At 65.0% G+C, this 20,304-nt stretch carries 20 protein-coding genes; 14 read left to right on the top strand and 6 right to left on the bottom strand.

Annotated elements, in window-relative coordinates:
* Positions 1-35: 35 nt before the first annotated feature.
* The 3 genes from JL811_RS06635 to JL811_RS06625 all read left to right on the top strand — a co-directional run bounded on the left by JL811_RS06635 (position 36) and on the right by JL811_RS06625 (position 3,520).
* Positions 36-524, top strand: a complete 489-nt coding sequence (locus JL811_RS06635) for an Lrp/AsnC family transcriptional regulator (RefSeq protein WP_202687701.1) — start codon at positions 36-38, stop codon at positions 522-524.
* A 102-nt stretch (positions 525-626) separates the two neighbouring features.
* The gene (locus JL811_RS06630; RefSeq protein ID WP_202687700.1) at positions 627-2,117 is read left to right on the top strand and encodes an NAD-dependent succinate-semialdehyde dehydrogenase; all 1,491 of its coding nucleotides are present in this window, start codon (positions 627-629) and stop codon (positions 2,115-2,117) included.
* Between the two features lie 32 nt (positions 2,118-2,149).
* Positions 2,150-3,520 (top strand): aspartate aminotransferase family protein, encoded by a 1,371-nt coding sequence (locus tag JL811_RS06625; protein WP_202687699.1) that lies wholly within the window; start codon positions 2,150-2,152, stop codon positions 3,518-3,520.
* Positions 3,521-3,676: 156 nt separating this feature from the next.
* Here JL811_RS06625 and msrA read toward each other — a convergent pair whose 3' ends face one another.
* Complete coding sequence (gene msrA, locus JL811_RS06620; RefSeq protein WP_202687698.1) at positions 3,677-4,312, bottom strand: peptide-methionine (S)-S-oxide reductase MsrA; 636 nt, start codon at positions 4,310-4,312, stop codon at positions 3,677-3,679.
* Between the two features lie 80 nt (positions 4,313-4,392).
* Between msrA and JL811_RS06615 the strand changes: the two genes are divergently transcribed.
* Both JL811_RS06615 and JL811_RS06610 read left to right on the top strand, forming a co-directional pair.
* The gene (locus JL811_RS06615) at positions 4,393-5,292 is read left to right on the top strand and encodes a D-amino acid aminotransferase (protein WP_202687697.1); all 900 of its coding nucleotides are present in this window, start codon (positions 4,393-4,395) and stop codon (positions 5,290-5,292) included.
* A gap of 42 nt (positions 5,293-5,334) precedes the next feature.
* Entirely contained in the window at positions 5,335-6,051 is a 717-nt protein-coding gene (locus JL811_RS06610; RefSeq protein ID WP_237684833.1) for a sulfotransferase-like domain-containing protein, read from the top strand.
* A gap of 4 nt (positions 6,052-6,055) precedes the next feature.
* Here JL811_RS06610 and JL811_RS06605 read toward each other — a convergent pair whose 3' ends face one another.
* The 3 genes from JL811_RS06605 to JL811_RS06595 form a co-directional block, all read right to left on the bottom strand.
* Entirely contained in the window at positions 6,056-6,334 is a 279-nt protein-coding gene (locus JL811_RS06605; RefSeq protein WP_202687696.1) for an SCP2 sterol-binding domain-containing protein, read from the bottom strand.
* 90 nt (positions 6,335-6,424) lie between these two features.
* Positions 6,425-6,586, bottom strand: coding sequence for a hypothetical protein (locus JL811_RS06600; RefSeq protein ID WP_202687695.1), 162 nt, complete (start codon positions 6,584-6,586; stop codon positions 6,425-6,427).
* Positions 6,587-6,652: 66 nt separating this feature from the next.
* Positions 6,653-7,882 (bottom strand): argininosuccinate synthase, encoded by a 1,230-nt coding sequence (locus tag JL811_RS06595; RefSeq protein WP_202687694.1) that lies wholly within the window; start codon positions 7,880-7,882, stop codon positions 6,653-6,655.
* Positions 7,883-7,993: 111 nt separating this feature from the next.
* On the opposite strand from JL811_RS06595, the gene ilvA reads away from it, so the two are divergent.
* Positions 7,994-9,241, top strand: coding sequence for a threonine ammonia-lyase IlvA (gene ilvA / locus JL811_RS06590; RefSeq protein WP_202687693.1), 1,248 nt, complete (start codon positions 7,994-7,996; stop codon positions 9,239-9,241).
* A gap of 133 nt (positions 9,242-9,374) precedes the next feature.
* On the opposite strand, the gene JL811_RS06585 is transcribed toward ilvA, so the two are convergent.
* Entirely contained in the window at positions 9,375-9,698 is a 324-nt protein-coding gene (locus JL811_RS06585; RefSeq protein ID WP_202687692.1) for an Hpt domain-containing protein, read from the bottom strand.
* Between the two features lie 210 nt (positions 9,699-9,908).
* Here JL811_RS06585 and JL811_RS06580 point away from each other — a divergent pair, with 210 nt between their 5' ends.
* Positions 9,909-11,171, top strand: a complete 1,263-nt coding sequence (locus JL811_RS06580; RefSeq protein ID WP_420496771.1) for a PP2C family protein-serine/threonine phosphatase — start codon at positions 9,909-9,911, stop codon at positions 11,169-11,171.
* A 316-nt stretch (positions 11,172-11,487) separates the two neighbouring features.
* On the opposite strand, the gene JL811_RS06575 is transcribed toward JL811_RS06580, so the two are convergent.
* Positions 11,488-11,937, bottom strand: coding sequence for an NUDIX hydrolase (locus JL811_RS06575; protein WP_202687691.1), 450 nt, complete (start codon positions 11,935-11,937; stop codon positions 11,488-11,490).
* Positions 11,938-12,012: 75 nt separating this feature from the next.
* On the opposite strand from JL811_RS06575, the gene hslO reads away from it, so the two are divergent.
* The 7 genes from hslO (at position 12,013) to JL811_RS06540 (ending at position 20,261) form a co-directional block, all read left to right on the top strand.
* Positions 12,013-13,011, top strand: coding sequence for an Hsp33 family molecular chaperone HslO (hslO, locus tag JL811_RS06570; protein ID WP_202687690.1), 999 nt, complete (start codon positions 12,013-12,015; stop codon positions 13,009-13,011).
* Positions 13,001-13,579 (top strand): CoA pyrophosphatase, encoded by a 579-nt coding sequence (locus tag JL811_RS06565; protein WP_202687689.1) that lies wholly within the window; start codon positions 13,001-13,003, stop codon positions 13,577-13,579. The genes hslO and JL811_RS06565 overlap by 11 nt, the downstream gene beginning before the upstream one ends.
* The gene (locus JL811_RS06560; protein WP_202687688.1) at positions 13,576-14,718 is read left to right on the top strand and encodes a CCA tRNA nucleotidyltransferase; all 1,143 of its coding nucleotides are present in this window, start codon (positions 13,576-13,578) and stop codon (positions 14,716-14,718) included. The genes JL811_RS06565 and JL811_RS06560 overlap by 4 nt, the downstream gene beginning before the upstream one ends.
* A 75-nt stretch (positions 14,719-14,793) precedes the next feature.
* Positions 14,794-16,650, top strand: a complete 1,857-nt coding sequence (locus tag JL811_RS06555) for an ATP-binding cassette domain-containing protein (RefSeq protein WP_202687687.1) — start codon at positions 14,794-14,796, stop codon at positions 16,648-16,650.
* Positions 16,647-17,195 (top strand): hypothetical protein, encoded by a 549-nt coding sequence (locus JL811_RS06550; RefSeq protein ID WP_202687686.1) that lies wholly within the window; start codon positions 16,647-16,649, stop codon positions 17,193-17,195. The genes JL811_RS06555 and JL811_RS06550 overlap by 4 nt, the downstream gene beginning before the upstream one ends.
* A 4-nt stretch (positions 17,196-17,199) precedes the next feature.
* A complete protein-coding gene (locus tag JL811_RS06545; protein ID WP_202687685.1) occupies positions 17,200-19,044 on the top strand; it encodes an ABC transporter ATP-binding protein in 1,845 nt (614 codons plus the stop codon).
* On the top strand, positions 19,041-20,261 hold the full coding sequence (locus JL811_RS06540; RefSeq protein ID WP_202687684.1) for a class I SAM-dependent RNA methyltransferase: 1,221 nt from the start codon (positions 19,041-19,043) through the stop codon (positions 20,259-20,261). Before JL811_RS06545 ends, JL811_RS06540 begins: the two co-directional genes overlap by 4 nt.
* Positions 20,262-20,304: the final 43 nt, after the last annotated feature.

Raw genomic sequence — 20,304 nt, 5'->3', positions numbered from 1 at the left:
ATTGACATGATCCGATCCTTGCCGAAGATGCCCCGATGCGCCCGATTTCCCTTGATGACCGCGATATCGCCATCCTGTCGATCCTGTCCCGCGAGGGCCGGATTTCAAAGGCCGATCTGGCGCGCCGGGTGAACCTGTCACCTACCCCCTGCTGGCAGCGTCTGGCCCGGATGGAGGGGGCAGGCCTGATCCGGGGCTACCGGGCTGACATTGCTCTGGCCGGGCTGGGGCCGCATGTCACGGTCTTTGTCACGATCGAGCTGGAAAACCACCGGGCCGAGAATTTCCGCCTGTTCGAGGCCTCGATTGACCGGATTGACGCGATCACCGGCTGCTGGGCCCTTGGGGGCGGGTTCGATTACCTGATGCAGGTGGTGGCCCGTGACATCCCCGCCTATCAGGCGCTGATGGATGATCTGCTGGACCGCCGCGCCGGGGTGAAACGCTATTTCAGCCATATCGTGACCAAGGATGTGAAATCCGGCCCCCCGCCCTTTGCCGACCTCATGGGCGGATCATCCTGAAACCCGGCCCGTTTTGGGCGATCCATCTGCGGAAACCTGCCAGAACAGGGCGAATCCTCCGGCTTGCTGCGCCTAAACTTGGCGCAACAACAGGAGGTTTCCATGTCCGCCTTACCCCGTAACACGCTTTCCCTTGCCGATCTGCCGCTGGCTGACCGTCTGGCCGATGCCGGCCTTCTGCGGAGTGAGGGCTATATTTCCGGCTGGACCCGCACGACCGACCGCTTTGCCGTCACCGACCCGGCAACCGGCAATGCCATGGCCAATGTCGCCCGCCTGACCGCTGATGACGCGCGCCGCGCCGTCGATGCCGCCGAGGCCGCCTTTCCCGCATGGGCCGCCACCCTGCCCCAGACCCGCAGCGCGGCCCTGCGCCGCTGGTTCGACCTGATCCGCCAGCATCGGGAGGATCTGGCCCTGATCATGGTGGCCGAACAGGGCAAGCCCCTGTCCGAGGCGCGGGGCGAAATCGACTATGCCGCCGGTTTCATCGAATTCTATGCCGAAGAGGCCAAGCGCCCGAATATCGAGGGCGTCACCTCGCATCTGGCCGATGCCGAGCTTGAGGTCTGGCGCGAACCCGTCGGCGTGGCCGCACTGGTCACCCCCTGGAATTTTCCCTGCGCGATGATCACCCGTAAGGCGGCGGCGGCGCTGGCGGCGGGCTGCCCTGTCGTGATCCATCCGTCGGCGGAAACCCCCCTGTCGGCACTGGCGCTGGCGGAACTGGCGCAGCGCGCCGATTTCCCGCCGGGCCTGTTCAGCGTGATCCCCGGCGACGCGCCCGAGATTGTCGGCGCATGGACCGCCGATCCGCGCGTGCGGGTGCTGTCCTTTACCGGATCGACCGAGATCGGGCGGCTGCTTTACCGGCAATCCGCCGATACGGTGAAACGTCTGGTGCTGGAACTGGGCGGGCATGCGCCCTTCATCGTCTTTGCCGATGCTGATCTCGATCAGGCGGTGGAAGAGGCGATCAAGGCCAAATTCGCGACCACCGGGCAGGATTGTCTTGGCGCGAACCGCTTTCTGGTCGAACGCCCGGTCTATGAGGCATTCTGCACCCGCTTTGCCGAGAAGATCGCGGCGCTGACGCTTGGCCCGGGGATGGAGGATCGCGACCTTGGCCCGCTGATGAATGAAAAGGCCGTGGCAAAGCAGGAGGCCCATGTCGCCGATGCGCTGGCCAAGGGCGCGCGACTGGTGGCCGGGGGCGGGCGCGATGCACAGGGGCCGCTGTTCTATCAGCCCACATTGCTGGTCGATGTACCCGCCGATGCCGCGATCATGGCCGAGGAAACCTTTGGCCCCGTCGCCGCCGTGGCCCCGTTCGATACCGAAGCCGAGGCCGTGACCCGCGCCAATGCCACCGAATACGGGCTGGTCGCCTATCTGCACAGCCTTGATCCGCGGCGGATCTACCGTGTGACGCGGGCGCTGCAATTCGGCATGGTGGCGGTGAACCGCACCAAGGTCACCGGCCCGCCCGTCCCCTTCGGCGGCATGAAACAATCCGGCATCGGCCGGGAAGGTGCCCGCTGGGGCCTCGAGGCCTTCACCGAAATCAAATATGTCTGCCGCGACTGGGCCTGAGCCCTGCCGCGACCCAAGGAAAGGAAAAGACCATGTTGACCAATGACATCCTGTCGCAATGGGACCGGGAAAACTTCTTCCACCCCTCCACCCATCTGGGCCAGTTCGCGCGCGGTGAGGGCGCCCAGCGCATCGTGACCGGTGGCGAGGGCTGCCATATCACCGACCGCGACGGCAACCGGCTGCTGGATGCCTTTGCGGGCCTCTACTGCGTCAATGTCGGCTATGGCCGCACCGAAATATCCGAGGCTATTGCGAAACAGGCCCGCGAACTGGCCTATTACCACGCCTATGCAGGCCATGGGTCCGAGGCGTCGATCACGCTGGCCAAGATGGTGATGGACCGCGCGCCCGATCATATGGCACGGGTCTATTTCGGGCTGGGCGGGTCGGATGCCAATGAAACCAATGTCAAACTGATCTGGTATTACAACAACATCCTTGGCCGCCCCGCGAAGAAAAAGATCATCTCGCGCTGGCGCGGCTATCACGGCTCGGGCCTGATGACCGGGTCGCTGACCGGGCTGGAACTGTTCCACAAGAAGTTCGATCTGCCGCTGACGCAGGTCATCCACACCGAGGCGCCCTATTACTTCCGCCGCCCCGATCTGGCGATGACCGAGGCCGATTTCGTAGCCCATTGCGTGGATGAACTGGAAAAGCTGATCGCAGCCGAGGGCGCCGACACCATTGCCGCCTTCATCGGTGAGCCGGTTCTGGGCACCGGCGGCATCGTGCCGCCGCCTGCCGGATATTGGGAGGCGATCCAGAAGGTTCTGGCGCGCCACGACATCCTGCTGGTCGCGGATGAGGTCGTCACCGGTTTCGGCCGTCTGGGCAGCATGTTCGGGTCGGACCATTACGGGATGAAGCCCGATCTGATCACCATCGCCAAGGGGTTGACCTCGGCCTATGCGCCGCTGTCGGGGTCCATCGTGTCCAGTGCCATGTGGGAGGTTCTGGCGCGCGGCACCGATGAAAACGGCGTGCTGGGCCATGGCTGGACTTATTCCGCCCATCCCATCGGCGCGGCGGCGGGGATTGCCAATCTTGATCTGATCGACCGGCTGGGGCTGGTGGAAAATGCAGGCAAGACTGGCGCTTACCTCAACCGCGCGATGGCGGTGGCCTTGGGCGACCATGCCCATGTCGGCGATATCCGGGGCGAGGGGATGCTCTGCGCCGTCGAACTGGTCGCGGATCGTGAGACGCGGACCTTCTTTGATGCCTCCGCCACCACCGGCGCCAAGGTCGTGGGCGCGATGCTGAAACGCGGGGTGATCGCCCGGGCCATGCCGCAGGGCGACATTCTGGGCTTCGCGCCGCCGCTGTGTCTGACCGAGGCCGAGGCAGACCATATTGCCGGGGTCACCGCCGAGGCGCTGCGCGAGGTTCTGGGCTGACCGACGGCGGTGTTCACATCGGACGGGCGCGACAGCAAGCATTGCCGCGCCCGCCCGCCTTGATCCGGCTGGGCCGGTCGCCCGCCCCCTGTGCAAGGCAAGTCCGGTGGCGATGCAGATCCGGTTTCGCCCGCCGCCCCGCTACCGTTTGATCGTTCAGCGCTTGGCCTTCACGAACGGCGCAGCCTCGCCCCACAATTCCAGCACCCGCGCATCCCGCCCGCAAGAGGCGCGGTAGAACTTGTAGGCTTCTGATTGCCGTTTCGGGCCCGCGCGGGTCAGCACGATGTTGCTCCCCTTGTAATAGTCCTGATGATAGTCTTCCGCCTCCCAGAAGACGGTCGCCGGCAGGATCGGAGTGACGACCTTCTTGCCCAGATCCCGCGTTGCGGCCGCCTTGGCCGTCTCCGCAGCCGCGCGCTGGCGGGCATCAAGCGGAAAGATCGCGGTGCGGTAACTTTCCCCCCGGTCGCAGAACTGGCCACCCGCATCGGTCGGGTTCACCGACCGAAAGAACATGTGCAGGATCTGGTCATAGCTGATCCGCGCCGGATCGAACCGGATCTCCACCGCCTCATAATGGCCGGTGCCGCCTGCGGTAACCTGCTTGTAGGTCGGATTCTCAGTCCGCCCGCCAGTATAGCCGGAAACCACCTCGGACACCCCCGGCACCCTTTCGAAATCCGCCTCGACGCACCAGAAGCACCCACCCGCAACGATGGCGCGCTCTGTCGCCGCCTGCGCGGTTCCCGCCATTAGCGCCAGGGCCGCCGCCCAGATCCATCTCGTCATGTCACATCTCCTGTCGCGTCCCCCCTTTCCCTTCGCATGAACTGGCCCTAGCGTTACGTCACGAAATCGGGAGCCACCAGATGACCGACCATGTTTCCACCCATCAGGCCGAAGAGGATGCGCGCAACGAAACGCTGCGCATCTGGCTGAACGGCCGCATTGTTCCCAAGGCCGAGGCGCTGGTCTCGGTCTATGATTCGGGTTTCATGCTGGGCGATGGCGTGTGGGAGGGTTTGCGGCTGTACAACGGGCGCTGGGCCTTTGCCGATGAACATCTCGACCGCCTGTACGAGGCCGCAAAGGCCATCGACCTGACCATCGGCCTGACCCACGATCAGCTTATGACCGCGCTGACCGATACGCAGGCGGCCAATGGCATGACCACGGACGCCCATGCCCGGCTTATGGTGACGCGCGGCATCAAGACCCGCCCCTTCCAGCATCCGAAACTGTCGCAGCAGGGGCCGACCATTGCGATCATCATGGAACATTCCCGCCCCCGCCTGCCCCGCCCGATCCGGCTGGCCACGGTGCCGCATCTGCGCGGCCTGCCGATGACGCAGGACCCGCGGCTGAACAGTCATTCGAAACTGAACTGCATCCTTGCCTGCATCGCCGCCGAAAAGGCCGGCGCGGATGAGGCGCTGATGCTGGATATCCATGGTTTCGTGAACACCACCAATGCCTGCAATTTCTTCATCATCCGCAAGGGCGAAGTCTGGACCTCGACCGGTGACTATTGCATGAACGGCATCACCCGCCAGAAGGTACTGGACCTGTGCCGCGCCAACGGGATCACGGCGCGGGAGCGTAATTTCTCCCTCGTCGATTGCTACAGCGCGGATGAGGCCTTCCTGACCGGCACTTTCGGCGCGCAGACGCCGGTGGGCCAGATCGACGGGCGCGTGATCGGGACGGGCGAGATGGGGCCCGTCACCGCCCGGCTGCGCGATCTTTACAAGGCGCTGGTCCTTGCCTGATCGTCCGCCCGTCGCGACTGTCCCGCCAAGCAAGGAACGCCCATGAAAATCGCCATGTGGTCCGGCCCGCGCAACCTTTCGACCGCCCTGATGTATGCGTTTGCGGCGCGGGGCGATTGTGCGGTCTGGGATGAACCCTTCTATGCCGCCTATCTGGCCGCTTCGGGCATCGACCATCCGATGCGCGACCAGATCATCACGGCGGGCCCGACCGATCCGGCGCAGGTCGCCGCCGCCTGCACCGGCCCGCATCCCGAGGGCAAGCCGCTGTTCTACCAGAAGCACATGACGCTGCACATGATCCCGGCCTTTGACCGGGGCTTCATAGCAGGGCTGACCAATGTCTTTCTGATCCGTCACCCCGCCCGGGTCGTGGCCAGCTATGCCCAGAAACGCGAAAGCCCGACCCTTGCCGATATCGGTTTTCTGCAGCAGGCGGCCCTTTGGGATGAGCTTGCCGACCGGACCGGCCGCGCGCCGCTGGTGATCGACAGCGCCGATATCCGCGCCGATCCTGCCGGAATGCTGGGGCGGCTTTGCAGCGCCCTGGGAATTGCCTTTCTGCCGCAGATGCTGCATTGGCCTGCCGGTCCGAAACCCTTTGACGGGGTCTGGGCGCCGCATTGGTATGGGGCCGTCCATCGGTCCACCGGAATCGACGGGGCCGAGGGGCCACTACCCGACCTGCCGCCCGCCTATGCGGATCTGGCTGAACAGGCGCTGCCCGCCTATGAAACGCTGCGCGCCCGCGCGTTGTAGCGTCTCAGCCCAGCAGTTTCGCCAGCCCCAGCGCCACCGTCGGATTGCCCGACAGCCGCATCTTGCCGGTCGCAACCGCCATCATCGGATTCAGCTTGCCCTTCAGCAGGCTGATCAGGTTTTCCTGGCTCAGCCGCAGGGTGCAATCGGTGTCACGATCCGTGGTGGACGCCGTGCCATCGGCCAGCACGATCACGCCTTCATCGCCGCAATCGAATTTCAGACTGCCCGAGAATGTCCGGGTTTCCAGAACCTTGCGGATATCGGCGGCGATGCGTTCCATGGCGTGACCTTTTCCTCATGTCCCTCACGCGCAAGGAATTGGGGCAATCGCGACCCTGCTGCAACAAGGCCGTTGCGTCACTGCGTCGGATCAGGGTGCGTAACCCGCCTGCAACACCAGAAAAACCACCAGCCCCCCCAGAAGGCCCAGCAGCAACATCAACTTCAGCGGGGCGATCAGCAACATCCGCACCGGCAGGAACAGGATCCTGAGCGGCAGCAGGATGAAGATCCGCAACAACAGGCGCAGCATCGGTCTTTCCGCCAAAGGAAAGGCCGCGCCGGTAAGGGCGCGGCCATGGGTCAGATCAGGGCTGTATTACTTGCCCGCCACCCGCGCATTGCGCGTCGCGATCAGTTTCAGCCGCAGCGCGTTCAGACGGATGAAGCCCGCCGCGTCCTTCTGGTCATAGGCACCGGCATCGTCCTCAAAGGTCACATGTGCCTCGGAATAAAGGCTGTGATCGGACCAGCGCGCCACGGTGCGGACCGACCCTTTGTAAAGCTTCAGCTTCACCATGCCGGTCACATGTTCTTGCGTCTTGTCGATCAGCGCCTGCAGGGCCTCACGTTCAGGGCTGAACCAGAAGCCGTTATAGATCAGTTCCGCATAGCGCGGCATGATGCTGTCCTTCAGATGGCCCGCACCGCTGTCCAGCGTGATCTGTTCAATGCCGCGATGCGCCTCCAGCAGGATCGTGCCGCCGGGGGTTTCATAGACGCCGCGCGATTTCATCCCGACAAAGCGGTTTTCGACGAAATCCAGCAGGCCGATCCCGTGGCGCGCGCCGTAATCGTTCAACCGGGCAAGGATCGTGGCGGGGCTCAGCGCCTCACCATTGATCGACACGGCATCGCCCCGCTCGAACCCGACCTCGATGAATTCGGGCGTGTCGGGCGCGTCTTCGACTGCAACGATGCGCTGCGCGACATAATCGGGGGCCTCATCGCCCGGATTTTCCAGAACCTTGCCCTCGGATGAGGTGTGCAGAAGGTTGGCATCAACCGAGAACGGCGCCTCGCCGCGCTTGTCCTTGGAAATCGGAATCTGGTTCGCCTCGGCGAATTCCAGCAGCCGGGTGCGGCTGGTCAGATCCCATTCCCGCCAGGGCGCAATCACCTTGATCGACGGGTCCAGCGCATAGGCGCTGAGTTCGAAGCGGACCTGATCATTGCCCTTGCCGGTCGCACCATGCGCCACCGCATCGGCCCCGGTTTCATGCGCGATGCGCACCAGATGCTGTGAAATCAGCGGCCGCGCGATCGAGGTGCCCAGCAGATACAGCCCCTCATAGACCGCATTGGCGCGAAACATCGGGAAGACGAAATCGCGCACGAATTCCTCACGCACATCGACGATATGGATGTTTTCGGGTTTGATGCCCAGCATCAGCGCCTTTTCACGCGCGGGCTCCAGTTCCTCGCCTTGGCCCAGATCGGCGGTGAAGGTCACGACCTCACAGCCATATTCGGTTTGCAGCCATTTCAGGATGATCGAGGTGTCGAGACCGCCCGAATAGGCAAGCACGACTTTCTTGGGTGCGGACATTCCGAGGCCTCCGTTGCGGCGAATTTCGGCGGGTTTATTGGCTTTCGGCCTGTCGAACAAGGGTGGCATTGTGACCGTGGCAATATCTGCGGCCTTGCGCTATGAGGCGCCATGCCTTTTGAACCCGAAGCCGCCCGCCTTGCCACACTTGCCCTGCGCGATCTTTTCGATCCGACGCCGTTGCAGCGCAATGACCATCTGTCCACCCGTTTCGGTGCCGAGATCTGGCTGAAGCGTGAGGATCTGTCGCCGGTTCGGTCCTACAAGATCCGGGGCGCGGTCAATGCGATGCGCAAGGTGCGGGCCACGACGCCGGCGCAGGATCGTTTCGTCTGCGCCAGCGCGGGGAATCATGCGCAGGGCGTGGCCTATGCCTGCCGCCATTTCGGGGTGCAGGGCACGATCTTCATGCCGGTCACGACCCCGCAGCAGAAGATCGACAAGACGCGCATCTTCGGCAATGGCGCGGTCGAGATCGTGCTGGTCGGCGATTATTTCGACCAGACGCTGGCGGCGGCCAAAGCGTTCTGTGCCGAAAAGGGTGCGCATTTCCTGTCGCCCTTTGACGATGCCGATGTGATCGAGGGGCAGGCCAGCGTTGCGGTGGAACTGCTGGAACAACTGGGCCGCGCCCCTGATTTGGTGGTGCTGCCGGTGGGGGGCGGTGGGCTTGCCTCGGGTGTCACGGCCTATCTGCGCCATGAAGCGCCCGAAACCGAGTTCCGCTTTGTCGAACCGCAGGGCGGTGCCAGCCTGACGGCGGCGCTGGCGGCGGGGGAACCCGTCACCCTGCCCCGGGTCAATTCCTTTGTCGACGGGGCAGCGGTGGCGCGGATCGGCACGCAGACCTTTGCCATGCTGAACCACATCGCGCCCAATCAGGTGCTGCTGGCCCCCGAGGACCGGATCTGCGGCACGATGCTGGAGATGCTGAATGTCGAGGGAATCGTTCTGGAACCTGCCGGTGCCCTGTCGGTCGATGTGCTGCCTGATCTGGCCGGGCAGATCCGGGGCAAGACGGTTGTCTGCGTCACCTCAGGCGGGAATTTCGATTTCGAACGTCTGCCCGAAGTGAAGGAACGCGCGCAACGCCATGCCGGGCTGAAGAAATATTTCATCCTGCGGATGCCACAGCGCCCGGGTGCCTTGCGCGAATTCCTGATGATGCTGGGTCCCGATGACGATATCGCGCGTTTCGAATATCTGAAAAAATCGGCGCGCAATTTCGGTTCGGTCCTGATCGGCATTGAGACAAAGGATGCCGGGAATTTCGCCCGGATCTTCAGCAGTATGGATGAGGCGGGTTTTGTCTGGCGCGACATCACGGCGGATGAAACGCTGGCCGAATTCCTGATCTGAACCGCAACGGCAACGCGCCAGGCATCCGCACGGCGAACACGAACAGGCTGGTATGGCCGCATGTGCGCCGGACGGAACGGGGCGGAATCAGCCACGGTCCACCGACGCGCTGGACAGCAGCAACGCCCGCCGGTCAGGCTGCCGAAAGCGATCCGACCCCCTTGATGAAGGCCTTGCGCGAGGCGTTGTAGCAGGCCACCAGCCGCGCCAGCGCCTCGGCGGTCATGCGGGGGGTCTTTTCCCCCTGCTGGCACAGATCGGCCAGATCGCGGAACCCCAGATTGAGCGCGCTGCCCTTCAGGAAATGCAGCGCCGCCTGTCGGGTTTCGGTGTCGTCCTGCACGTTCAGGCCTGCCACGGCCTCATCCGCCTCATCCAGAAAGAGAGTTGCGACCTCGGCAAAATCCTCCTCTCCGATCTCGTCGCGCAGTTCCGCGACCCGGTCCCAGTCAATCATGACCCCGCTGCCCCCTTGCCATCAAACCCGCCGACATGCCGCCCCCAACGGCAGACCGGAGAACCATCCTTGCGCATCGCGCTTAACGATTGGTGACCGCTGCCGGGCGGGATAGCGGGAATTTTAGCATTCACCCCGCATTAAGGGATCCGGCGCACAAGAAAGACCGAAGGATGATGAGGGCCCCCGGTGCAGATTGTCGCAGACCGAATCAGTGAAACCATGCCCGGTGCCGAACCGGTGGCGCGGCGCGTTCTTGTCGTCGATGACAGCCGCGCCCAGCGCCATGTGTTGTCGCTGACCCTGCGCCGCGCCGGCTATCGCGTGACCGAGGCTGCCTCGGGCGAAGAGGCGATAGCCCTGTGCCGGGAAACCGATTTCGATTTCGTGCTCAGTGACTGGATGATGCCGGGTATGACAGGGCTGGATTTCTGCCGCCTGTTCCGCGACCTGCCGCGCGAAAGCTATGGTTACTTCGTTCTGCTGACCTCGAAATCCGAAAAGGCCGAGATTGCCGACGGGCTGGATGGCGGGGCGGATGATTTCCTGTCCAAACCGGTCAGTCCCGATGAATTGCGCGCCCGATTGCGCGCGGGCGAACGCATCCTTGGCATGCAGGCAGAACTGCGCTGCAAGAACCGGCTGATCTCGGCCACGCTGGACGAATTGCGCGGCCTTTACGATTCGCTTGACCGCGACCTGATCGAGGCACGGCGCCTGCAACAAACCCTTGTGCGCGAACGGCAGCGGGATTTTCCACAGGGTCAGGTCTCACTGCTCCTACGCCCCTCGGGCCATGTCGGCGGCGATCTGGTTGGATTTTTCGAAATCGACGCCCGCAGGCTGGGTCTCTATTCGGTCGATGTCTCGGGCCATGGCGTCGCCTCCGCCATGATGACCGCGCGGCTGTCGGGGCTGCTGTCGGGCCAGTCGCCCGACCACAATATCGCGCTGCGGCAGGCCGGGCCGGGCCAGCGCGATGTCTGGCCCCCCGATGAGGTCGCGCGCAGACTCAACCGTCTGATGTTCGAGGAAATCCGTGTTGAACAGTATTTCACCCTCGCCTATGCCGAGATCGACCTTGAGGCGGGGCATATCGCGCTGGTGCAGGCCGGGCATCCGCATCCGGCCATCCTGCGCGCAGGCGGCGGGGTCGATTATATCGGCACGGGCGGCCTGCCCATCGGCCTGATCGAAGACGCCGATTTCGAGGTGACCCGCGCAAGGCTTGCCCCGGGCGACCGGCTGTTTCTGGTCTCGGACGGTGTCACCGAATGCCCCGACCCGGCGGGGCAGGAACTGGGGGAGGACGGGCTGCGCCGGATCCTGACCGCCAATCGCGGGCTGGAAGGCGAAACCTTCCTTGAGGCGCTGGTCTGGGATCTTGCACGCCACAGCGACGGGGGCGAATTTCCCGATGATGTCTCGGGGGCACTGTTCAGCTTCGCGCCCTTTCCGGAACGCCGGATCTGACCGGCTGCGGAACAGTCTTTTCAGGGCCGGCATGCAGGAAAACATTCCCGATGGCACTGCAGTTGCGATCGCTTCGGGCGGAGCAGGAAATGCACTGCTTTTCCCCATCCGCAGCGCAAGGGTTGCCGCAGGACCGCCAGCCCTGCGCGATAACAAAGCACAGCACCCGCCATGGGGCGGGCGGGCGCTGTCCGGCGGCCTTAGGGCCACCGGATGGCAAGGGGGGCCCGCTCCGCATGACCGGGGCGATGGCCCCGGCCATGAAACCAACCCTCTCGCGCCATAGGATGAAACGGCATACGATGAAACGGCCCTGTCAGAACCCTGTTCTGCGCAGGAAATCCGCGAAAAAGGCACGATCACCCGGATTACCCAGCTGACGCGCCGCCTCGGCCATCGGCAGCCAGACCGCCCGATGCGCCGGTTCGGTCGGCGGGCCCCGGCGCAGGATCGGCCGTGCCAGATAGATTGTGCAGATCTTTTCGGCCCAAAGATTGTATTCGGGCATATAGGTGAAACGCCGGAACGCCCCCAGACGGCATTCAACCGCGATGCTCCACCCGGTTTCCTCGAACACTTCCCGATGCAGTGCTGCAACCGGATGCTCCCCCCGGTCGATGCCGCCGCCGGGCAGTTGCAACTCGGGCAGCGGTTCGGTCTGCAGCGTGGCCAGCAGCCCACCATCGACCGGCAGAATCGCATAGACCCCGGCCCGTCTTGTGTAGTTTTGTCCCCTTGCGGGGCTTTCCCCGTAACGCCGGATCATGACTTGCCCTTGGTCCTGTGGTTGCCCTGCCTATATATGGGCGCTATGCCAGAAATGGCTCGCAAGGAAAATCCCATGACCATCGGAACCAAAATCGCCTGGGACGATACCGTTCTGCCCTTTCAGCTTGACCGCTCGGACATCCGGGGCCGCGTCGTGCGCCTTGACGGGGTGCTGGAGGATGTGCTGCGTCAGCACGCCTATCCGCCGCAGATCGAGGCGCTGGTCGCCGAGGCCGCGCTTCTGACTGCGCTGATCGGCCATACGATCAAGCTGCGCTGGAAGCTCTCGCTTCAGATCCGCGGCGAGGGGGCGGTGCGCATGATCGCAACCGATTATTACGGCCCGACCGATGAGGGCGAACCCGCCCGCATCCGTGCCTATGCCATGTTCGACCCCGAGGCGCTGGACGCCGGGGCTGAGCCTTTCACGCAAATCGGAAACGGCTATTTTGCCATCCTGATTGATCAGGGAGAGGGGACGGTGCCCTATCAGGGCATCACCCCCCTCACAGGCAATTCGCTGTCCGCCTGTGCCGAAACCTATTTCGCGCAGTCCGAACAATTGCCGACGCGGTTCGAACTCAGCTTTGGCCGCTCGACCCTGCCGGGGGAGGGCGAACAGTGGCGCGCCGGTGGCGTGATGCTGCAGCATATGCCCAAGGCATCGCCCTCGGTCGCGGGGGAGGGCGGATCGGGGGAGGGCGGGCTTCTGACCCATGCCGATATCCTTGACGGCGATGAGGGCGAGAACTGGACCCGCGCCAATCTGCTGCTGGACACGGTCGAGGATCTGGAGCTGATCGGCCCGCAGGTCGGCCCCACCGATCTGCTGGTGCGGCTGTTCCATGAGGAAGGCCCGCGCATCTATGATCCGCAGCCACTGCGCTTTGGCTGTTCCTGCTCCGAGGACCGGGTGCGCCAGTCGCTGTCGATCTACACCGCCGAGGATCTGGCCGACATGATTACCGATGAGGGCGTGCTGACTGCCGATTGCCAGTTCTGCGGTGCGCATTACGAACTCGACCCTGCAACACTGGGGCAGCAACCGGATGCGGGGGGCGATGGGGCCTGAGGCACTGCGCAGGGCTTTTGACGCGCGGACGGGCGCATCTTCGGATTTCGACCTGAATCCGGGGGTGCACCTGCCCCCCGGGCGTCGCCTGCGTCAGGCCGCTGTGCTGGTGGCGGTGGCGGATGGCCGGGTGATCCTGACCAAGCGGTCCTCACGGCTGAAGCAGCATCCCGGACAGATCGCCTTTCCCGGCGGCAAGATCGACGCGGGCGACGCAGATGCCGTGGCGGCGGCCCTGCGTGAGGCGCATGAGGAAATCGGCCTGCCCCCCGATCTGGTGGAAATACTGGGCAGCCTGCCACCACATGAAACGGTGACCGGGTTTTCCGTCACACCGGTCCTTGCGCATCTGCGCGGCGGGTTTGTCCCGGTCCCCGAACCCGGCGAGGTTGAGGAAGTGTTTTCCGTGCCCCTGTCCTTCGTGCTGGACCCCGCGAATTTCCGGGTGGAGCGGCGGCGCTGGCTGGGGGAATGGCGGCGCTATTATGCGGTGCCTTATGGCCCCTATTACATCTGGGGGGCGACCGCGCGCATCCTGCGCGGCCTTGCCGACAGGCTGACGCCATGAAGATCACGGCGGACTGGCTGACCGATCCCCGGTCGCAGGCGCTGTGCCTTGCGCTGGAGGGGGCGGGCCATGTCGCGCTGTTCGTGGGCGGCTGCGTGCGCAACAGCCTTTTGGGCGCGCGGGTCACCGATCTGGACCTGACCACCGATGCCCGCCCCGAACAGGTGATCGCGATTGCCGATGCGGCGGGGTTTCGCTGCGTTCCCACCGGCATCGACCATGGCACCGTCACGGTGATCGTGAAGGGGCTGGTGCATGAGGTCACGACCTTCCGACGCGATGTCGAAACCGATGGACGCCATGCGCGTGTCGCCTTCACCGCCTCGGTGGCCGAGGATGCCGCACGCCGCGATTTCACCATGAACGCGCTTTACGCGGATCGTGAGGGCTGCGTCATCGACCCGCTGGGCGGTCTGGCCGATCTGACGCAGCGGCGGTTGCGCTTCGTCGGCGACCCCGCCGCCCGCATCGCCGAGGACTACCTGCGCATCCTGCGGTTCTTCCGCTTTCACGCATGGTATGGCGACCCAGATGCGGGGCTGGACCCTGAAGGGCTGGCCGCCTGCGCGGCGGGGCTGGATGGCATCGCGCGCCTGTCGCGCGAACGGATCGGCGCCGAGATGCGCAAACTTTTGTCAGCGCCAGACCCGGCCCCGGCGGTGGCCTCGATGGCGGCAAGTGGCGTGCTGGCGGCGGTGCTGCCGGGGGCGGATCCGACCGCGCTGCCCATTCTGGTTCATGGCGAGACGAAGTATCCGCGCGACTGGATCGTGCGGTTGGCCAGCCTTGGCCCGACAGAGGCGCAGGACGCGCTGCGCCTGTCGCGGGCCGAGGCCCGACATCTGGACATTCTGCGAACCGAGGTTGGGGGGACCCGCCGGGCCGGAGAACTGGCCTATCGGCTGGGCCCGACCATCGCCCTCGACGTGATCGTGCTGCGCGAGGCGATGCTGCAAATCAAAGAACCTCTGGGCTGGCAGGATGACCTGTTCTATGGGGCGACGGCCCGGTTTCCGCTGCGCGCCGCCGATCTGATGCCTCGCTTTACCGGCCCGGCCCTTGGCGCGGCGCTGAAGGAGCGGGAGGATCGCTGGATCGCCTCGGGTTTCCGGCTGGATCGTGCCGCCCTGATGCAGTGACCCCATTCCCGACGGTTCCCCTTTGCCGCGCGCGGGTCTATATGCTTGGGTCTGACAGGATAAAGGTTCCGCCCCGTGTTCCGGTTTTTCGAGGGTCTCGTCGACCCCTACACCCCCTATGCCCAGACCGACACACCGCCCCGGCGGCTGTGGCCGTTCCTGTCGGTCTATATCCGCCCCTTCCGCAAGGTCTTTGCCGTCACGGCGGTGTTTTCCATCGTGACCGCCGCCTTTGATGTGGCGCTGATCTGGTATGTCGGGCGGCTGGTCGATCTTCTGGCCTCGGGAACGCCCGCAGCGGTCTGGGCCAGCCATGGTACCGAGGTTCTGCTGGTCGCCTTTGCGATCCTTGTGCTGCGCCCGCTGTTTTCGGGCACCAATACCGCGCTTTTGCACAATGCGATCCTGCCGAATTTCGGAACGCTGATCCGGATGCGCGCCCATGCCCATGTGCTGCGTCAGCCGGTCGGATGGTTTGAGGGCGATTTTGCCGGGCGGCTGGCCAACCGCATCATGCAGACGCCCCCTTCGGCGGGTGAGGCGGTGTTCCAGACCTTTGACGCGGTGGCCTTCGCCTCGGTCACCATCATCGGGTCGCTGCTGATTCTGGCCGAGGCCGATGCCCGGCTGACCGTGCCGCTGCTGATCTGGTTCGGGCTTTATGCCCTGCTGGTCAACTGGACGCTGCGGCGGGCCGGGCCTGCCGCCAAGGCCAGCGCGGATGCGCGGTCAGCGGTGACGGGCCGCGTCGTGGATGCCTATACCAATATCCATTCGGTCAAGATGTTCGCGCATCACGACCGGGAACTGGGCTATGCCAAAGAGGCGATCGAGACCGCGCGCCAGACCTTTGCCCGCGAAATGCGCGTCATCACCACGATGGATGTGGCGCTGACCGTGCTGAACGGATTTCTGATCGTGGCGGTGACGGGGCTGGCGCTGATCTTCTGGTATCAGGGGCAGGCCACGGTGGGCGCAGTGGCGGCAACCGTGGCGCTGGTCCTGCGGCTGAACAACATGACCTACTGGATCATGTGGGCGACGACCAACCTTGTGCAGTCACTGGGTGTGGTGGCCGAAGGGATGGAAACCATCGCCCAGCCGGTGACACTTGTGGACCGCCCCGGCGCGCCCCCGCTGCGCCTGACCGAGGGCCGCATCCGCGTCGAGGGACTTAGCCATCATTACGGCCGCACCTCGGGTGGCATCAGGGATGTATCGCTTGATGTCGCGCCGGGGGAAAAGATCGGCCTTGTCGGCCGGTCCGGGGCCGGAAAATCCACGCTGATCAAGCTGATGCTGCGGTTTTATGATCCCGAGGCCGGACGCATCCTGATTGACGGGCAGGACATCACCGCCGTCACCCAGAACAGCCTGCGCGCCGCTGTCGGCATGGTGCAGCAGGACAGCAGCCTGTTGCACCGTTCGGTGCGCGACAACATCCTTTACGGCCGCCCCGAGGCGAGCGAGGCCGAGATGATCGCCGCCGCGAAACGGGCAGAGGCGCATGAGTTCATCCTTGATCTGGAAGATCCCGAGGGGCGGCGCGGCTATGATGCCCATGTCGGCGAACGCGGCGTCAAACTGTCGGGCGGGCAGCGGCAGCGGATCGGGCTGGCGCGGGTGATCCTGAAGGATGCGCCGATCCTTGTGCTGGATGAGGCGACAAGCGCACTGGACAGCGAGGTCGAGGCCGCGATTCTGTCCACGCTTTACGGCGTGATGGAAGGAAAGACCGTCATCGCCATCGCGCATCGTCTGTCCACCATCGCAGCGATGGACCGGATCGTGGTGCTGGATCAGGGCCGCATCGTGGAAAGCGGCAGCCATGAGGCCTTGCTGGCAACCAGCGGGATCTATGCGGGCCTCTGGGCGCGACAATCGGGCGGTTTTCTGGGTGAGGACGGCATCGCGGAGGCCGAGGCGGGATGAGCCGTTGGGCATGGACAACGACGGGGCTGAGACTGCGCAGCAATCTGCTGATCGCGCTGGCGCTGGTGATGGTGCTGGCCGCCCTTGCCGCCGGACTGGCGCGGCTGGCTCTGCCGGGATTTGCAGCCGTGACACTGGCCTTCGGCTTTGCCCGGCTGATGGAACGCCCCTGGCTGATCTCGCGCCTTGCGGCACCCGGCGGGGTGCTGGCCCTGTCGCAGACTATGGCGGTGCAGGTGGCGCTGGTGCTGGCGCTATACTGGCTGGGCACCGGCCTGTCGGTCCTGACGGACTGGCAGCCGCTGCTGCCGCTTTGGCTGCCTGCGGCCGTGGTTGTCGGCGCGGCCCTGCTGTCACGGCTGATCTGGCGCCCCCTGCCCCCGGAATGGGATGGCTTTCTGGACGAAGCGACCGAAACGCTGAACAGGATGGCCGCCGAGACTGAGGCGATGAACCGGCCCGAAGACAGGCCTGTAGACCGGCCTGAAAACGGGGATGACACAGCGAAAACGCCCCCCCGCACCCCGGGCGGGCGACAAGGATGACCGAATGACCCTGACACGCCGCATTGGCGATCTGATCGACGCCTTCCTCCCCGCCGACGGCCCTCCGCCGCAAATGCTTGGTGCCTTTTTCCGCTGGTCGCTGCGGGGAAGCTGGCCGATGCTTTGGGTCGCGGCGGGCTTTTCCAGCATCGCGGGCGCGATGGAGGTGGTTTCGGCCCTGTTTCTGGGCTGGGTGATCGACGCGGCACTGGCCAGCGGGCCGCAGGTCTTCTTTGCCGATCACCTGTGGCTGCTGATCGCCTTTATCGGCTTCTATCTGGTGCTGCGCCCCTTGGCCTTTGCGGCGGCGGCGGCCTCGAATTCCATCGTGGTGGGTCCGAATGTCCTGCCGCTGGTGCTGTCGCGCCTGCATCGCTGGACTCTGGGACAGGCGGTGACCTTCTTTGACAATGATTTCGCCGGACGCATCGCGCAGAAACAGATGCAGGCCGCGCGCGCGGTGACCGATGTGGCGACCGAAATGATCAATACCGGGGCCTTCGCGCTGGCCTCGGTCATCGGGTCGGTGATCTTCCTTCTGGCAGTGGATGCGCGGATCGCGTTGGCGCTGGCGGTCTGGCTGGTGGCCTATATCGCGCTGATCCGCTATTTCATGCCGCGCGTCCGGATCAATTCCGCCGCGCGCGCCTCGGCCCGGGCGATGGTTTCGGGGCAGGTGGTGGATACGATCACCAATATCAAGACGGTGAAACTGTTCGCCCATGCGGCGTTCGAGGACCGCGTGGCCCTGCGATCCATGGAAGTGTTCCGCGACCGGTCGCTGGAATTCGGGCAAATCTCGACCTATTTCCGCTTTGCGCTGATGGCGCTGGCGGGGATGCTGCCGGTGCTGCTGATCGGGGGCACGCTGCTGCTTTGGGGTCAGGGCGCGGCCACGGCGGGGGCAATTGCGGCGGCGGGCGCGATTTCCATGCGCATCGCGCAGATGTCGGGGTGGGTCAGCTTCACGCTGATGTCGATCTATACCTCGGTCGGTGAGGTGGAGGACGGCATGAAAACCCTTGCCATTCCCCATACGCTGGCCGATGCGGCCGATGCGCGCGATCTGCCGCGCGTGCGCGGTGCGGTGACGTTTGACGATGTCACCTTTGCCTATGGTCGCCGCAAGGGTGGGGTGGAAAACATCCGCCTGACGATCCGCGCGGGGGAAAAGCTGGGCATCGTCGGGGCCTCGGGGGCCGGGAAATCCACGCTGGTTTCCCTGCTGCTGCGGCTTTACGACACTGAAAAGGGCCGCGTTCTGATCGACGGTCAGGATATCCGCGAGGTCACACAGGAAAGCCTGCGCCGCCAGATCGGCATGGTCACGCAGGAAACCGCGATGTTCAACCGTTCCGCCCGCGACAACATCCTTTATGGCCGCCCCGACGCGACCGAGGCCGAACTGATGGCCGCCACCGATGCCGCCGAGGCCGATGCCTTCATCCGCCAGATGGAGGATCATCACGGACGCAAGGGCTATGACGCCTATCTGGGCGAACGCGGCGTCAAACTGTCGGGCGGGCAGCGGCAGCGCATCGCGCTGGCGCGCACCTTCCTGAAGGATGCACCGATCCTTGTGCTGGATGAGGCGACATCGGCGCTGGACAGTGAGGTGGAGGCCGCGATCCAGTCCAGCCTTGGCCGGGTGATGGAAGGCAAGACCGTTCTGGCCATCGCGCACCGGCTGTCGACCATCGCGGAAATGGACCGGATCGTGGTGCTGGATGCGGGCCGGATCGTCGAGGAAGGCAGTCATGACGAATTGCTGGCGCAGAACGGGCTTTACGCGCGCTACTGGAACCGGCAGAGCGGCGGCTTCATCGGACTTGAGGAGGCTGCCGAGTGAGGCTGACCGTCGAACGACTGGGCCATAAGGGCGACGCCATCGCGCAGGGGCCCGAGGGGCCGCTATTTGCCGGGTCCTTCCTTCCGGGGGAAGAGATCGAGGGCCGGGCCGAGGGCAACCGGCTGGAAGAGGCGCGGATCGTCACCCCCTCGCCCGAACGGGTGAAACCGCCCTGCCCCCATGCCCGCAGTTGCGGCGGTTGTCTGCTGCAACATGCCCGTGACGGGTTCGTGGCGGACTGGAAAACCGATGTCGTCCGCTCCGCGCTGACCGGACAGGGGATTGAGGCGGAGATCAGGCCGATCCTGACCTCCCCCCCCCGGACCCGCCGCCGCGCCACCCTTGCGGGGCGGCGCACCAAGGGGGGCGCGCTGCTGGGTTTTCACGGCTGCGCCTCGGGCACGCTGGTCGCGGTGCCCGACTGCCATTTGCTGCATCCCGATCTGATGGCGGCCTTTCCGGCGCTTGAGGCGCTGGTGCTGGCGGGTGGATCGCGCAAGACCGAACTGGCGCTGACGGTGACGCGCAGCCTAGCCGGGCCGGATGTTTCGGTAACGGGCGGCAAGCCGCTGGACGGCGAATTGCGGATGGATCTTGCCCGGCTGGCCGAGGCCCATGGCCTTGCCCGCCTGACATGGGACAATGAGGCCGTGGCCCTGCGCACCGCCCCGATGCAGCAAATGGGCCGGGCGCGGGTCGCGCCGCCGCCCGGGGCCTTTCTGCAGGCCACGGAACACGGCGAATCGGTGCTGCTGGACCATATCCGCGAGGCCGTGGGCGATGCCGCGCGGATCGTGGATCTGTTCGCGGGCTCGGGCACTTTCACCTTGCCACTGGCTGAACGGGCCGAGGTTGCGGCCTATGAGGGCGAGGCGGCGATGATCGCCGCGCTGGACCGGGGCTGGCGTCAGGCCGAGGGGCTGAAACGTGTGACGGCCGAGACGCGTGACCTGTTCCGCCGCCCGCTGGAGCCGGAGGAGTTCAAGGGTGTCGGGGCTGTCGTCATCGACCCGCCGCGCGCCGGGGCCGAGGCACAGACCCGTACGCTTGCCGCATCGCGCGTGCCGGTCATCGCGGCGGTGTCCTGCAATCCGGTGACATTCGCCCGCGATGCCCGCATCCTGCTGTCGGGCGGCTACCGGCTGGATTGGGTGCGGCCTGTTGACCAGTTCCGCTGGTCGGCGCATGTGGAGCTTGCGGCGCGCTTCAGCCTGTAGAATATGGGCTGACATATCATTTCAGAACAGGGACAGGCCAATC

It is taken from the genome of Szabonella alba (assembly GCF_016765775.1).
Taxonomy (GTDB): Bacteria; Pseudomonadota; Alphaproteobacteria; order Rhodobacterales; family Rhodobacteraceae; genus Szabonella; species Szabonella alba.
The sequence above is the reverse complement of the archived record's forward strand: the minus strand, read 5'-3'. Positions and strand labels throughout refer to the sequence as shown.